Origin of the sequence: Bacillus sp. FSL W8-1202 (assembly GCF_038006165.1) — a bacterium.
GTDB classification, from domain to species: domain Bacteria; phylum Bacillota; class Bacilli; order Bacillales; family Bacillaceae; genus Bacillus; species Bacillus subtilis.
On sequence record NZ_JBBOUR010000001.1, the window covers coordinates 1,082,501 to 1,097,764 of the forward strand.

16 protein-coding genes, 1 tRNA gene, 1 other RNA gene and 1 other annotated feature (1 of these 19 running past the window's edge) are annotated in these 15,264 nt (G+C 41.8%); of the genes, 13 read left to right on the plus strand and 5 right to left on the minus strand.

The annotated features are described in order from the left end of the window. Positions 1-881, minus strand: the 5' portion of a protein-coding gene (locus tag NSQ09_RS05550; RefSeq protein WP_003226805.1) for a YaaC family protein. Its footprint begins 67 nt before the window's first position; the window shows 881 of its 948 coding nt (coding positions 1-881); it begins with the start codon at positions 879-881; its stop codon lies beyond the left edge, outside the window. 120 nt (positions 882-1,001) lie between these two features. On the opposite strand from NSQ09_RS05550, the gene guaB reads away from it, so the two are divergent. The 6 genes from guaB (at position 1,002) to NSQ09_RS05580 (ending at position 7,471) form a co-directional block, all read left to right on the plus strand. Beyond that, the gene (gene guaB, locus NSQ09_RS05555; protein ID WP_003226803.1) at positions 1,002-2,468 is read left to right on the plus strand and encodes an IMP dehydrogenase; all 1,467 of its coding nucleotides are present in this window, start codon (positions 1,002-1,004) and stop codon (positions 2,466-2,468) included. A 152-nt stretch (positions 2,469-2,620) separates the two neighbouring features. Continuing rightward, positions 2,621-3,952 (plus strand): D-alanyl-D-alanine carboxypeptidase, encoded by a 1,332-nt coding sequence (gene dacA, locus NSQ09_RS05560; RefSeq protein ID WP_341030627.1) that lies wholly within the window; start codon positions 2,621-2,623, stop codon positions 3,950-3,952. Positions 3,953-4,148: 196 nt separating this feature from the next. After that, positions 4,149-5,033 (plus strand): pyridoxal 5'-phosphate synthase lyase subunit PdxS, encoded by an 885-nt coding sequence (gene pdxS / locus NSQ09_RS05565; protein ID WP_014478583.1) that lies wholly within the window; start codon positions 4,149-4,151, stop codon positions 5,031-5,033. A gap of 21 nt (positions 5,034-5,054) precedes the next feature. Beyond that, positions 5,055-5,645, plus strand: a complete 591-nt coding sequence (gene pdxT, locus NSQ09_RS05570; protein WP_003226797.1) for a pyridoxal 5'-phosphate synthase glutaminase subunit PdxT — start codon at positions 5,055-5,057, stop codon at positions 5,643-5,645. A gap of 52 nt (positions 5,646-5,697) precedes the next feature. Then, positions 5,698-5,910, plus strand: a binding site (T-box leader). 56 nt (positions 5,911-5,966) lie between these two features. After that, the gene (gene serS / locus NSQ09_RS05575; RefSeq protein WP_003247131.1) at positions 5,967-7,244 is read left to right on the plus strand and encodes a serine--tRNA ligase; all 1,278 of its coding nucleotides are present in this window, start codon (positions 5,967-5,969) and stop codon (positions 7,242-7,244) included. Between the two features lie 134 nt (positions 7,245-7,378). Further along, positions 7,379-7,471, plus strand: a tRNA-Ser gene (locus NSQ09_RS05580). Positions 7,472-7,582: 111 nt separating this feature from the next. Here the strand turns inward: NSQ09_RS05580 and dck are convergent. The 4 genes from dck to NSQ09_RS05600 form a co-directional block, all read right to left on the minus strand. Then, positions 7,583-8,236 (minus strand): deoxyadenosine/deoxycytidine kinase, encoded by a 654-nt coding sequence (dck, locus tag NSQ09_RS05585; RefSeq protein ID WP_003226792.1) that lies wholly within the window; start codon positions 8,234-8,236, stop codon positions 7,583-7,585. Beyond that, positions 8,233-8,856, minus strand: a complete 624-nt coding sequence (gene dgk, locus NSQ09_RS05590) for a deoxyguanosine kinase (protein ID WP_003226790.1) — start codon at positions 8,854-8,856, stop codon at positions 8,233-8,235. Before dgk ends, dck begins: the two co-directional genes overlap by 4 nt. 98 nt (positions 8,857-8,954) lie before the next feature. After that, positions 8,955-10,238, minus strand: a complete 1,284-nt coding sequence (locus NSQ09_RS05595) for a glycoside hydrolase family 18 protein (protein WP_017697521.1) — start codon at positions 10,236-10,238, stop codon at positions 8,955-8,957. Between the two features lie 69 nt (positions 10,239-10,307). Further along, positions 10,308-10,853 (minus strand): isochorismatase family cysteine hydrolase, encoded by a 546-nt coding sequence (locus tag NSQ09_RS05600; protein WP_341030628.1) that lies wholly within the window; start codon positions 10,851-10,853, stop codon positions 10,308-10,310. Positions 10,854-10,938: 85 nt separating this feature from the next. Here NSQ09_RS05600 and tadA point away from each other — a divergent pair, with 85 nt between their 5' ends. The 7 genes from tadA (at position 10,939) to bofA (ending at position 15,122) form a co-directional block, all read left to right on the plus strand. Next, complete coding sequence (gene tadA / locus NSQ09_RS05605) at positions 10,939-11,424, plus strand: tRNA adenosine(34) deaminase TadA (RefSeq protein ID WP_003226784.1); 486 nt, start codon at positions 10,939-10,941, stop codon at positions 11,422-11,424. Positions 11,425-11,506: 82 nt separating this feature from the next. Then, positions 11,507-11,771: signal recognition particle sRNA large type (ffs, locus tag NSQ09_RS05610), an RNA gene on the plus strand. Positions 11,772-11,900: 129 nt separating this feature from the next. Continuing rightward, the gene (gene dnaX, locus NSQ09_RS05615) at positions 11,901-13,592 is read left to right on the plus strand and encodes a DNA polymerase III subunit gamma/tau (protein ID WP_017697523.1); all 1,692 of its coding nucleotides are present in this window, start codon (positions 11,901-11,903) and stop codon (positions 13,590-13,592) included. Positions 13,593-13,615: 23 nt separating this feature from the next. Then, a complete protein-coding gene (locus NSQ09_RS05620; protein ID WP_017697524.1) occupies positions 13,616-13,939 on the plus strand; it encodes a YbaB/EbfC family nucleoid-associated protein in 324 nt (107 codons plus the stop codon). Positions 13,940-13,953: 14 nt separating this feature from the next. After that, positions 13,954-14,550, plus strand: coding sequence for a recombination protein RecR (recR, locus tag NSQ09_RS05625; protein WP_003225425.1), 597 nt, complete (start codon positions 13,954-13,956; stop codon positions 14,548-14,550). A gap of 17 nt (positions 14,551-14,567) precedes the next feature. Then, positions 14,568-14,792 (plus strand): YaaL family protein, encoded by a 225-nt coding sequence (locus NSQ09_RS05630; protein ID WP_003242387.1) that lies wholly within the window; start codon positions 14,568-14,570, stop codon positions 14,790-14,792. 66 nt (positions 14,793-14,858) lie between these two features. After that, complete coding sequence (bofA, locus tag NSQ09_RS05635) at positions 14,859-15,122, plus strand: sigma-K factor-processing regulator BofA (protein ID WP_015715090.1); 264 nt, start codon at positions 14,859-14,861, stop codon at positions 15,120-15,122. Positions 15,123-15,264 lie beyond the last annotated feature (142 nt).

Sequence of the window (15,264 nt, forward strand, 5' to 3'; positions counted from 1 at the left end):
TGAATTAACACGTAGTCATCACTTATATGCTGTGTTAATAACTCATACCACCATTCTGTTTCATACCTTGCAATCATCCCAACGTTGTACAAAATCAAATAATGAATTGTCATTTCGGGAAGCCTCAGAAATTGCTCCCTTTGAGAAGGGATATAATATTGGTTCTTTTCCATGTCAAACAATAAGCTGGTCGATGTCCATGGCTCTTTGTCTTGTGGTGAAATTTCGAACAGCAGCCCTTGTTCATTTTTTTTTGTGAAAGACCATTGATAATGATGGGACATGTATTCAGCAAACCTTGAATCAGACATTTTGTAATTGATTACTACTTCCTCCGGTACAAAAATTTCGTTCTTATCCTTCTCAACTTTTGTCATAAATCGTTCTTTCTGCTGAAAGTAGAAAATATCGCTAAGTTCTGGAATGGCCATTAATAATTTTTTCATGGTATACCGTTCATCTACTATATCCGATTGTCCGAATAAATGTTTCATGAAATGTACGCATAGGCCATTCCGTTGTATTTTCACTTCATCGTCGCTAAAACAATAATTTTGTTTCTTTCGTTTTCTTGTTGTTACGCCATGTGCCAGTACTGATGTATGGCTTGGATAATGAGGATCACGTGTAATTAAGCATGCTTTGATAAGCTGTGCCATTCCATAAAATAAAAGAATCGGTTTGATTTCTAAGGGAGAATATGCGGCTTGTTTATAAAACGATTCGGCATGCTTTAAGAAATAAATAAACCGTTCACTGTTTTTAAAAGAGTTTTTTTTCGCATCGTCAATACCGTTTAAGATATAAACCTTTTCTAGAAATTTCTGGGTTGATTCAACGGAGTAAAATAGCGCTAAGTCTTTCCACTCATGATATGTCATGTATATTTCTTAATCCTTTCCGTTATCTAAATATTTCAACTCTTTCCCGCTTCCTTGACATGCTCTTGGCTAGTTGATAATCTACATATAATATTTTGCCGAAAAGAGGGGGATTTACTAATGTGGGAAAGTAAATTTTCAAAAGAAGGCTTAACGTTCGACGATGTGCTGCTTGTACCAGCAAAGTCTGAGGTACTTCCGCGTGATGTGGATTTATCTGTAGAACTTACAAAAACGTTAAAGCTAAATATTCCTGTCATCAGCGCAGGTATGGACACTGTAACAGAATCAGCAATGGCAATTGCAATGGCAAGACAGGGCGGCTTGGGCATCATTCACAAAAATATGTCCATTGAACAGCAGGCTGAACAAGTTGATAAAGTAAAGCGTTCTGAGCGCGGCGTTATCACAAATCCCTTCTTTTTAACTCCTGATCACCAAGTATTTGATGCGGAGCATTTGATGGGGAAATACAGAATTTCCGGTGTTCCGATTGTAAATAACGAAGAAGACCAGAAGCTTGTTGGAATTATTACAAACCGTGACCTTCGTTTTATTTCTGACTACTCAATGAAAATCAGCGATGTCATGACGAAAGAAGAGCTAGTTACTGCATCTGTAGGAACTACTCTGGATGAAGCTGAAAAGATTTTGCAGAAACATAAAATTGAAAAGCTTCCTCTCGTAGACGACCAGAATAAATTAAAAGGTCTTATCACAATTAAAGACATTGAAAAAGTCATTGAGTTCCCGAACTCATCTAAAGACATTCACGGCCGCCTGATCGTTGGCGCGGCAGTTGGTGTAACTGGCGATACAATGACTCGCGTCAAAAAGCTTGTTGAAGCCAATGTTGATGTGATTGTTATCGATACAGCTCACGGACACTCTCAAGGCGTTTTAAACACAGTCACAAAAATCCGTGAAACGTATCCCGAATTAAACATTATTGCTGGAAACGTGGCAACAGCTGAAGCGACAAGAGCGCTTATCGAAGCTGGAGCAGACGTTGTCAAAGTTGGAATAGGACCTGGTTCAATTTGTACTACACGTGTTGTAGCCGGCGTCGGTGTTCCGCAAATTACAGCAATTTATGATTGTGCGACTGAAGCAAGAAAACACGGCAAAACAATCATAGCCGACGGCGGTATTAAATTCTCTGGCGATATCACTAAAGCGTTGGCAGCCGGCGGACATGCTGTTATGCTCGGAAGCTTGCTTGCAGGCACATCAGAAAGCCCTGGTGAAACTGAAATCTACCAAGGCAGAAGATTTAAGGTATACCGCGGCATGGGATCAGTTGCTGCAATGGAAAAAGGAAGTAAAGACCGTTACTTCCAAGAAGAAAACAAAAAATTTGTTCCTGAAGGAATTGAAGGCCGCACACCTTACAAAGGACCAGTTGAAGAAACCGTTTATCAGCTAGTCGGAGGCCTTCGTTCTGGTATGGGGTATTGCGGGTCCAAAGATCTGCGTGCGCTAAGAGAAGAAGCTCAGTTCATTCGCATGACTGGCGCAGGACTTCGCGAAAGCCATCCGCATGACGTACAGATTACAAAAGAATCACCTAACTATACAATTTCATAATAAATTGTTACAAATTAAAAACATTTGACAGGGTCTCTGACTCTGTCTATTTTTTTTATACTGATTATGATAAAATTTATACTGTTGTGCATTGAAAATGTCCTTAACGGCTTAATTATAGATGAAGAAAATGAAATACGGAGGTCGTACGATTGAACATCAAGAAATGTAAACAGCTACTGATGTCATTGGTTGTGTTAACTCTAGCTGTCACGTGTCTGGCTCCAATGTCAAAAGCAAAAGCAGCCAGCGATCCAATTGATATCAATGCATCTGCTGCTATTATGATCGAAGCTTCTTCAGGTAAAATTCTTTACAGTAAAAATGCAGATAAGAGACTGCCAATTGCGAGTATGACAAAAATGATGACAGAGTATCTGTTATTAGAAGCAATTGATCAAGGTAAAGTGAAATGGGACCAAACCTATACGCCTGATGACTATGTGTATGAAATTTCCCAAGATAACAGCTTATCAAACGTTCCTCTTCGGAAAGACGGGAAATACACAGTAAAAGAATTATATCAAGCTACAGCAATTTATTCTGCAAATGCTGCTGCTATTGCGATTGCAGAAATCGTTGCCGGTTCTGAAACTAAGTTTGTTGAAAAAATGAATGCAAAAGCAAAAGAACTAGGCTTAACAGATTACAAATTTGTTAACGCAACAGGTCTTGAAAACAAAGATCTTCACGGGCATCAGCCTGAGGGGACAAGCGTAAATGAAGAAAGTGAAGTTTCTGCAAAGGATATGGCCATTCTTGCGGATCACCTGATTACTGACTACCCTGAGATACTGGAGACTTCCAGTATCGCCAAAACGAAATTCAGAGAAGGCACCGATGATGAAATGGACATGCCGAACTGGAATTTTATGCTAAAGGGGCTTGTCAGCGAGTATAAAAAAGCGACTGTAGACGGACTGAAAACAGGTTCTACTGACTCTGCGGGTTCATGCTTTACAGGAACAGCTGAACGCAACGGTATGCGTGTCATCACTGTTGTATTAAACGCAAAGGGCAACCTTCATACAGGCCGTTTCGATGAAACGAAGAAAATGTTTGATTATGCTTTCGACAATTTCTCCATGAAAGAAATTTATGCTGAAGGCGATCAAGTAAAAGGCCATAAAACAGTTTCAGTTGATAAGGGTAAAGAGAAAGAAGTAGGCATTGCGACAAACAAGGCGTTCTCTCTTCCTGTCAAAAATGGTGAGGAAAAGAATTACAAAGCGAAGGTCACACTGAATAAAGATAACTTAACTGCTCCTGTGAAAAAAGGAACCAAGGTTGGGAAGCTGACTGCAGAATACACAGGTGATGAAAAGGATTACGGATTCCTTAACAGCGATCTGGCTGGCGTAGACCTTGTTACAAAAGAAAATGTAGAAAAAGCAAACTGGTTTGTTTTGACAATGCGCAGTATCGGCGGATTTTTTGCCGGAATTTGGGGAAGCATTGTTGATACGGTAACCGGCTGGTTTTAATCAATTGAAAGAGCTCTGATGGATGTTAGGGCTCTTTCGCGTAATATACTGAAAAAAACCAATTTTTAATAAAAAATGATTTTCAAAGCGTTAAAAACCGAATAAAATAGTATATATCCATATGAATTATTGGATTTCTAGGATACAATAAGAATTAGAAATCATATAACTATACCTTGATTAGGGGGACCAAGAAATGGCTCAAACAGGTACTGAACGTGTAAAACGCGGAATGGCAGAAATGCAAAAAGGCGGCGTCATCATGGACGTCATCAATGCGGAACAAGCGAAAATCGCTGAAGAAGCTGGAGCTGTCGCTGTAATGGCGCTAGAACGTGTGCCGGCAGATATTCGCGCGGCTGGAGGAGTTGCCCGTATGGCTGACCCTACAATCGTGGAAGAAGTAATGAATGCAGTATCTATCCCTGTAATGGCAAAAGCGCGTATCGGACATGTTGTTGAAGCGCGTGTGCTTGAAGCTATGGGTGTTGACTATATTGATGAAAGTGAAGTTCTGACGCCGGCTGATGAAGAATTTCATTTAAATAAAAATGAATACACAGTTCCTTTTGTTTGTGGCTGCCGTGATCTTGGTGAAGCAACACGCCGTATTGCGGAAGGTGCTTCTATGCTTCGCACAAAAGGTGAGCCTGGAACAGGTAATATTGTTGAGGCTGTTCGCCATATGCGTAAAGTTAACGCTCAAGTGCGCAAAGTAGTTGCGATGAGTGAGGATGAGCTAATGACAGAAGCGAAAAACCTAGGTGCTCCTTACGAGCTTCTTCTTCAAATTAAAAAAGACGGCAAGCTTCCTGTCGTTAACTTTGCCGCTGGCGGCGTAGCAACTCCAGCTGATGCTGCTCTCATGATGCAGCTTGGTGCTGACGGAGTATTTGTTGGTTCTGGTATTTTTAAATCAGACAACCCTGCTAAATTTGCGAAAGCAATTGTGGAAGCAACAACTCACTTTACTGATTACAAATTAATCGCTGAGTTGTCAAAAGAGCTTGGTACTGCAATGAAAGGGATTGAAATCTCAAACTTACTTCCAGAACAGCGTATGCAAGAACGCGGCTGGTAAGAACATAGGAGCGCTGCTGACATGTTAACAATAGGTGTACTAGGACTTCAAGGAGCAGTTAGAGAGCACATCCATGCGATTGAAGCATGCGGCGCGGCTGGTCTTGTCGTAAAACGTCCGGAGCAGCTGAACGAAGTTGACGGGTTGATTTTGCCGGGCGGTGAGAGCACGACGATGCGCCGTTTGATCGATACGTATCAATTCATGGAGCCGCTTCGTGAATTCGCTGCTCAGGGCAAACCGATGTTTGGAACATGTGCCGGATTAATTATATTAGCAAAAGAAATTGCCGGTTCAGATAATCCTCATTTAGGTCTTCTGAATGTGGTTGTAGAACGTAATTCATTTGGCCGGCAGGTTGACAGCTTTGAAGCTGATTTAACAATTAAAGGCTTGGACGAGCCTTTTACTGGGGTATTCATCCGTGCTCCGCATATTTTAGAAGCTGGTGAAAATGTTGAAGTTCTATCGGAGCATAATGGTCGTATTGTAGCCGCGAAACAGGGGCAATTCCTTGGCTGCTCATTCCATCCGGAGCTGACAGAAGATCACCGAGTGACGCAGCTGTTTGTTGAAATGGTTGAGGAATATAAGCAAAAGGCACTTGTATAAAACAGTTGAAAGCTGTGGAAACTTATAGTACATTATAAGCACAAATAAAGATCGAAAAGCGTTGATAGGAACTAGTAGGGAGCCTCTCTTTCTAAGAGAGCCGATGGTTGGTGCGAATCGGTGAAAGATGCTGTCTGAATCCATCCTTGAGCGAAATGCTGAAGCGAGTAGGCATTTACGGGATAACCGTTATGTTTGAAAGTGGAAAACGAGTCTTTGATTTGTTTTCAATCAGGGTGGCAACGCGAGAGCTCTCGTCCCTTTATGGGGATGAGGGCTCTTTTTATTTTCGATAAATCAATAAAAAAAGGAGTGTTTCGCATGCTTGATACGAAAATGCTGAGAGCAAATTTTCAAGAAATTAAAGCAAAGCTTGTACACAAAGGCGAAGACTTAACTGATTTTGATAAGTTTGAGGCGCTGGATGATAGACGAAGAGAGCTTATCGGCAAGGTTGAAGAGTTAAAAGGAAAACGAAATGAAGTTTCTCAGCAGGTTGCTGTGCTGAAGCGTGAGAAAAAAGACGCGGATCACATTATTAAAGAAATGCGTGAAGTCGGCGAGGAAATTAAAAAGCTCGATGAAGAATTACGGACAGTGGAAGCTGAGCTTGATACAATCCTGCTCTCAATCCCGAATATTCCGCATGAGTCTGTACCTGTCGGTGAAACAGAAGACGACAACGTAGAAGTGCGTAAATGGGGTGAAAAGCCTTCATTTGCTTATGAGCCGAAGCCGCACTGGGATATTGCGGATGAGCTGGGTATTCTGGATTTTGAACGTGCTGCCAAAGTAACAGGAAGCCGTTTCGTGTTCTATAAAGGCTTAGGTGCTCGTCTGGAGCGTGCGCTTTATAACTTTATGCTTGATCTGCATGTGGATGAGTATAACTACACTGAAGTGATCCCGCCATATATGGTAAACCGCGCAAGCATGACGGGAACGGGGCAGCTTCCTAAATTTGAAGAGGATGCATTTAAAATCAGAGAAGAAGATTATTTCTTAATTCCAACGGCGGAAGTGCCGATTACAAACATGCATCGCGATGAAATCCTTTCAGGTGACAGCCTGCCGATCAACTATGCGGCATTCAGTGCTTGCTTCCGTTCTGAAGCTGGTTCAGCAGGACGTGACACACGCGGATTAATTCGTCAGCACCAATTTAATAAAGTTGAGCTTGTAAAGTTTGTGAAGCCTGAAGATTCTTATGAAGAATTAGAGAAACTTACAAACCAAGCAGAACGGGTTCTTCAGCTGCTTGAGCTTCCATACCGTGTCATGAGCATGTGTACGGGTGACTTAGGCTTTACGGCTGCGAAAAAATACGATATCGAAGTTTGGATTCCAAGCCAAGACACATATCGAGAAATCTCTTCTTGCAGCAACTTCGAAGCGTTCCAGGCGAGACGTGCGAATATTCGTTTCAGACGTGAAGCGAAAGGCAAGCCTGAGCATGTACACACACTGAACGGCTCAGGACTGGCGGTTGGAAGAACAGTTGCCGCTATCTTAGAAAATTATCAGCAGGAAGACGGAAGCGTTGTGATTCCGAAAGTGCTTCGTCCTTATATGGGGAATAGAGAAGTAATGAAACCGTAAATTATGGAAAGGCGTGCCTGACAAGGTGCGCCTTTTTGCTTATGTAAACACGGCATTTTCATAAAAACAAAAAAAGTTTTTAAAAATGCTTGACCACACGAGAACATACGTGATATAGTAAGTCTTGTCGATACGGAGGAATACCCAAGTCCGGCTGAAGGGATCGGTCTTGAAAACCGACAGGGGTGTCAAAGCCCGCGGGGGTTCGAATCCCTCTTCCTCCGCCATATTGATTTTAATTCTAATGAAACACAAGCATATATTGGAGATTGTTTTGTCCGTTGCATTCGGTGCGGCGGATTTTTTATTTTAAAGAAAAAGTGAATCTCGACTGAGATTCACTTTTTTTGATTATCATGAATAACTGAAGCAATTTGATCTACAATATTTTCAATCGAGTTTTCGTCGTTCAGAAGATCATAATCTTCAATGCGAAGTTTTAAAACAGGGCAGGCATTAAAACCGCTTATCCAGTTCTCGTAGCGTGTATGCATTTCTTCCCAATAAGACCGGCTTGTCTGAAGCTCCATCTCACGGCCGCGTTGTTCAATCCGGTTTAAAATGTTCTCCAGATCTCCTTCTAAATAGATCAACACATCTGGATGTGGGAAATACGGTGTCATTACCATTGCTTCGAAAAGGCTTGTGTAAGTCTTATAATCAACCTTTGACATTGTCCCTTTATCAGCATGCATTTTTGCGAAAATTCCTGTATCTTCATAAATCGAACGATCCTGTACAAAACCTCCGCCGGCTTCAAAAATTGTTTTCTGTTCTTTGAAGCGTTCAGCTAAGAAGTAAATTTGAAGGTGAAAGCTCCAACGTTCAAAATCATGATAGAACTTTTCCAAATATGGATTATGATCGACTTCCTCCAACGATGTTTTAAATCCAAGCCGTTTAGCTAAAGTTTTTGTTAAAGTCGATTTTCCGACACCTACTGTTCCTGCTACTGTAATAATTGAATTCTTAGGGATATGATGTTCCTTCATACGATAAGCTCCTTTACATGGGCGGCAATGCGTTCAAAGTCGCTCTTATTCAAAACGAAATCCTTTGAATCACCATCTACGGTTAACACTGTAAGTTCAGGGTCTGCTTCCTGCAGCTGCTTGATGGCGACTTCATAATCTGAAATCAGCTGCTCCAAATAGCTAGTTTCAATTTTTTTCTCAAAGGGGCGCCCGCGTTTTTCAATGCGGTGTAGCAACGTAGGCAGACTGGCCTTTATGTAAATGATGAAATTCGGCTTTGGCAGATCATCCGTTAGCAGGTGATAAATCTTTTTGTATTTTTCCAGCTGATGTGGAGACAAGGTGCGTTCCGCAAAAATCACATTTTTATAAATATGATAATCAGCTATTACAGGCTGTCCCTTTTTTAAAAAGTGATCACTGGTGTCTTCAAGCTGTTTGTATCTGTGACAAAGAAAAAACATCTCGAGCTGGAAGCTCCATTCCTCTATATTGTCATAAAACTTATCAAGGTACGGGTTATCCTCTACAATCTCATTGATCATAGGGAATCCGAACTCTTGTGAGAGCATCGTTGCGAGAGTTGTTTTTCCTGCCCCGATAGGACCTTCTATTGCAATAAAAGGGGCTGTATTCATCGGAATCCTCCTTATATCTGAAAAACGTGCGTCAGTTACCGACCTTCATATTGTATCACAACCCTTGGGTGCCCCCATGAAAAAAAGACGTTTCCAAATTATCGAAACGTCTTTTTGACAACATTAAATTGATCAGACAGCAGCAGCCAGTTTTGCGGAAAGGAAAGACCCAGCTTCCAATAGCTGATGCCTCTTAAATTCAGCTCTTTAATCAGATTGAATTTTGCTTGAATCGAGCGGGCATCCTCGAACCATACCTCGTGTCTTCTGTTTTCTGCATCAGTATAGCGGAAGAAAGGGGCCTGAGCGGTTTGGTCATACTGAATTTCTGCATTGTTTTGATCGGCAATGACAATGGCTTGTTGAGGGCTTATTGCTCTTGCCGGAGTTCCCCCTGCTGTATATGGCAGCGTCCAGTCATATCCATATAAATTCTGGCCCATGACAATTTTGTTCGCAGGCATTTCAGTCAAAGCATATTCTATGACATCACGGACAGGTCCAATTGGAGAAACCGCTTGAGGCGGCCCGCCGCTATAGCCCCATTCATATGTCATGAGAACAACAAAGTCGACAATTTGGCCATGTGCCCTGTAATCATGAGCTTCATACCATCTGCCCTGCTGTGTTGCACTTGTTTTAGGAGCAAGAGCCGTAGAAATTTCTAAGCCCTCTCGATGAAAAAGATCCCTTGCTTCGCGGAGAAATTGGTTATAGGCTTCTCTATCCTCAGGCCGCAAATATTCAAAGTCAAAATGAATATCATAGAAACCATATCTTTTTGCATTCTCGACTATTTCATTTAAAAGTCTTCTTTTTACAGTATCGTCGTTCAAAAGGATCCGGCCGAGTTCATCGCTGAATGCCTGGTTTTCTAGGTTCGTTATAATCATCATCAATGCCGTGTTTTGATTCTCTGCAATGCTTCTTAAATTCGTTAAAGGCGGTGCGACTAAGGTTCCGTTCCGCTGTGCCTGGAAGCTGAATGCGCCAAGGTACGTTAAGTAGGGCGACGCTTCTCTGGCCGCCTGCTGGAGATTTTCGCTGACTTGATTTCCTCGGGGCTCCAAATAAGCATTTGATTCGATGTCTCGTTTAGGAGCTGGAGGGATGTATAAACGGAAACCAATCTGAAGCACGGTATTTAACTGGATGCGGTTAACCCTTGCGAGCTCGGCTGCTGTTGTATTGAACTGCCGGGCGATGGATGTCAGGGTATCACCTCGCTTCACATCATAGAACTGGCCGGCTATTGGAATGACAATGGTTTGTCCGACAACAAGGCTGTCGGGATTCGGTATTTCATTCGTTTCAGTGATCTCACTTACGGTTGTTCTGTATTGTGAAGCGATAGCAGAAAGAGTGTCGCCTTGTTTTACCACATAAATTTGAATGAAAAACGCCTCCTTTCATATCGATATCAATGTATGAAAGAAAAGCGCTGATCATGTTTATTTTTCTGTAATTTGTTCTTCCGTCGTAATTTCTGCGAAAAGAACATTCTCCATCATAGTTAAGGCGAATTCGTTATCTTCGTCACTGTTTGACGCGATACAGTCCTTAGGAATCGTGATGCTGTATTCCCTCATATAAGCGTCATTAGCGGTAAACAGCACACATATATTGCCGGCTATACCTGTTAAGATAATATGTCTCACCTGCAACTCAGTAAGAAGGGTGTGAAGTGCAGTTTCGTAGAAAGCGGAATGTTTTGGTTTGATTAAAAAATAATCAGCGTCTTCCGGAGCTATCTTTGTGATGATATCCTTGCTTCTTTCATTTGTGCATTCTTGCTGAATGTTTTTAATGTCAGCTTGCCAAAGTCCATAATGATCATTGATGTAAATAATCGGCCATTCATTTTGTCTCGCGTGCTCCTTTAATGATAAAATATGAGGAACGATTTTTTCTGTTTTTTTAGCGAGGGTTTCTCCCATATCGAATTCAAAATTATTGATCATGTCTACAATGAGAAGGGCTGTATCTGATTTGGACAATCGACAGTCTCCTTTCCGTTTCAGTTATAGTTAATATGTAGCCTTTTTAGGCAATGAAAAAACTTTGAAAAGAGAGCTTATCCTTATGACACAAGATGAACTTTATATGAAAGAAGCAATTAAAGAAGCGAAAAAGGCTGAAGAGAAAGGTGAAGTGCCAATAGGTGCGGTGCTTGTCGTTAATGATGAAATTATAGCGCGTGCACATAATTTAAGAGAGACTGAGCAACGATCTATTGCCCATGCAGAAATGCTTGTGATTGATGAAGCGTGTAAGGCACTGGGAACATGGCGGCTGGAAGGTGCGACTCTTTATGTGACGCTTGAGCCTTGTCCAATGTGTGCTGGTGCAGTCGTACTTTCTCGAGTGGAAAAAGTGGTTTTTGGCGCATTTGATCCGAAAGGCGGCTGTTCAGGCACGCTAATGAACCTTCTCCAGGAGGAACGCTTTAATCATCAGGCTGAAGTGGTGAGCGGTGTACTTGAGGAAGAATGCGGCGGAATGCTCAGTGCGTTTTTCAGAGAACTAAGAAAAAAGAAGAAAGCTGCCAGGAAAAACTTGTCTGAATAGTACGGTTGCAATTTTTAGGGGAAACAGATATACTTAAGTGTGCATCGTAATAGATGCAACATAAAATTTGATATTTATTTTGCCGTGCTAAGCGGGGAGGTAGCGGTGCCCTGTACCTGCAATCCGCTCTAGCAGGGCCGAATCCCTTCTCGAGGTTCGTTTACTTTAAGGCCTGCCTTAAGTAAGTGGTGTTGACGTTTGGGTCCTGCGCAATGGGAATTCATGAACCATGTCAGGTCCGGAAGGAAGCAGCATTAAGTGAAACCTCTCATGTGCCGCAGGGTTGCCTGGGCCGAGCTAACTGCTTAAGTAACGCTTAGGGTAGCGAATCGACAGAAGGTGCACGGTAAATCAATCATCAAATTTTCAGACTCACCTAATATTAGGTGAGTTTTTTGTTATGTAAAAAGAGCTTTTGGAATCGAAACAAGGTTCATGTATAATGGGAATGATGAATAACGGAGGAGGGCAAACCCGTGAGTTACCAAGCTTTATATCGAGTATTCAGGCCTCAGCGCTTTGAAGATGTGGTCGGACAAGAACACATTACAAAAACGCTGCAAAATGCCCTTTTGCAAAAAAAGTTTTCTCACGCCTATCTGTTTTCCGGGCCAAGAGGAACCGGAAAAACCAGTGCAGCCAAAATATTTGCTAAGGCTGTCAACTGTGAACATGCTCCTGTTGATGAGCCATGCAACGAATGTGCGGCCTGTAAAGGGATAACAAACGGGTCAATATCCGATGTCATAGAAATTGACGCCGCTTCTAATAACGGTGTTGATGAGATTCGTGACATTCGCGATAAAGTGAAGTTTGCCCCATCGGCCGTCACATATAAGGTATATATCATAGATGAGGTGCATATGCTTTCTATCGGCGCTTTTAATGCATTACTAAAAACATTAGAAGAGCCGCCTGAGCATTGTATTTTCATATTAGCAACAACTGAACCGCACAAAATTCCTTTAACCATTATCTCTAGATGTCAGCGTTTTGACTTTAAACGAATTACCTCCCAGGCGATTGTAGGCCGCATGAATAAAATTGTTGATGCTGAACAGCTGCAAGTGGAGGAAGGATCGCTGGATATCATCGCGAGTGCTGCAGACGGAGGGATGAGGGATGCCCTGAGCCTTCTTGATCAGGCCATATCATTCAGCGGCGATATCCTGAAAGTCGAAGATGCGCTTTTAATTACGGGTGCTGTTTCTCAATTATATATCGGGAAGCTTGCACAATCCCTGCATGATAAAAACGTTTCTGACGCACTGGAAACATTAAATGAATTGCTTCAGCAAGGAAAAGATCCAGCTAAGCTGATAGAAGATATGATTTTCTATTTCAGGGACATGCTGCTGTACAAAACAGCCCCTGGCTTAGAGGGAGTGCTTGAGAAAGTAAAAGTCGATGAAACGTTCCGGGAACTAAGTGAACAAATTCCGGCTCAGGCCCTATATGAAATGATTGATATTCTGAACAAGAGCCATCAGGAAATGAAATGGACAAATCATCCGCGTATCTTTTTCGAAGTGGCCGTTGTGAAGATTTGCCAAACCTCACATCAATCTGCTGCTGATCTCCCGGAAGTGGATATGCTGATGAAAAAAATCCAGCAGCTTGAACAGGAAGTAGAACAGCTCAAAACAACGGGCATAAAAGCAGCTGCGGAAAGTCCGAAAAAAGAAGCGCCGCGTGTGCCAAAGGGCGGGAAATCCAATTACAAAGCGCCAGTAGGCAGAATTCATGAGATTTTGAAGGAAGCCACAAGACCGGATCTTGATCTGCTCAGAAACAGTTGGGGCAAGCTTCTTGCTCATCTCAAACAGCAAAACAAAGTATCACATGCCGCTTTGCTGAATGACAGTGAACCTGTGGCTGCCGGATCGGCGGCATTTGTTCTGAAATTCAAATATGAAATTCATTGTAAAATGGTCGCTGAGGATAACAACGGAGTCCGGACTAATCTTGAGCAGATTTTAGAATCGATGCTCGGAAAAAGAATGGATTTGATTGGCGTTCCAGAAGCACAATGGGGTAAAATAAGAGAAGAATTTTTAGAAGATCATCAGCAGGAAAATGAAGGATCAAATGAACCGGCTGAAGAAGACCCGCTTATTGCCGAAGCGAAAAAGCTTGTTGGAGCGGATTTAATTGAAATAAAAGACTAACAAAATGAAAGAGAGTGAATGCTATGCGTGGCGGAATGGGTAATATGCAAAAAATGATGAAACAAATGCAAAAAATGCAAAAGGACATGGCGAAGGCTCAAGAAGAGCTTGCAGAAAAGGTTGTTGAAGGAACTGCAGGCGGCGGTATGGTAACAGTAAAAGCAAACGGCCAAAAAGAAATCCTGGATGTTATCATCAAAGAAGAAGTCGTTGATCCTGAAGATATTGATATGCTTCAAGATTTAGTGCTTGCTGCAACGAATGAAGCTTTGAAAAAAGTTGACGATATCACAAACGAAACAATGGGTCAATTTACAAAGGGAATGAACATGCCAGGTTTATTCTAGGGGGATAAAAGAACATGCAATATCCTGAACCAATATCAAAGCTGATTGACAGCTTTATGAAATTGCCAGGGATCGGACCGAAAACAGCGGTTCGTCTGGCTTTTTTTGTTCTAGGTATGAAAGAAGATGTAGTATTAGATTTTGCGAAAGCATTAGTAAATGCGAAACGCAACCTGACATATTGTTCAGTTTGCGGGCATATTACAGATCAGGACCCTTGCTATATATGTGAAGATACGCGCAGGGATAAGTCTGTTATCTGTGTTGTGCAAGACCCTAAGGATGTTATCGCTATGGAGAAAATGAAGGAATACAACGGACAGTATCACGTTCTTCACGGCGCTATTTCTCCAATGGACGGCATCGGACCGGAGGATATTAAAATACCAGAATTGTTAAAACGATTACAGGATGATCAAGTGACAGAAGTGATCCTCGCGACAAACCCTAATATAGAAGGGGAAGCAACGGCGATGTATATATCAAGGCTCCTCAAGCCGTCTGGTATTAAGCTCTCCCGTATTGCCCACGGACTGCCCGTCGGCGGTGATTTGGAATATGCTGATGAGGTCACTCTTTCTAAAGCACTTGAAGGAAGACGTGAATTGTAAGGAGGAAAAAGCGATCTATGGGTTTTCTTCGCAAGAAAACATTAAGAAGAGAGTTTGATGAAAAACTAACCGAACAGCTTTTTAAGCAAAAGGAAGAGTGGAACAGGCAAAAAAAGCTGGTTGAAAAAAGCTTAGAACCGTCTGCTGAAGTGTTATACGAACTGAAAGTAGCTGAAGCGAAGTATTTTTTTTACTTAAGGGAAGCGAAGCAGCGAAATTTAAAAATCAGCCGGTGGAAGTAAGTGGTCTAAACTCCTGGATCTTCTCATAAGCTTGTACTAGAACAAGCGAAGGAGATGAGAAGATTCATGGAGCCTATTTTTATTATTGGGATTATTTTAGGACTGGTTATTCTTCTTTTTTTATCAGGTTCAGCTGCGAAGCCTTTAAAGTGGATGGGCATCACAGCTGTTAAATTTGTGGCAGGTGCTTTGCTGCTGGTTTGTGTAAATATGTTTGGCGGCAGTCTTGGCATTCATGTGCCGATTAATCTGGTTACAACAGCTATCAGCGGAATTTTAGGGATACCCGGAATAGCTGCGTTAGTCGTTATTAAGCAATTTATCATTTAATTGATATTATGTATTGACTTAGACAACTGAAGGTGTTATTCTAATATACGTCGCTGATGACGAAAAGCTTTTTTGAAAAGAAAATATTAAAAAGTTGTTGACAGTAGCGGCGGTAAATGTTATGATAATAAAGTCGCTTAAA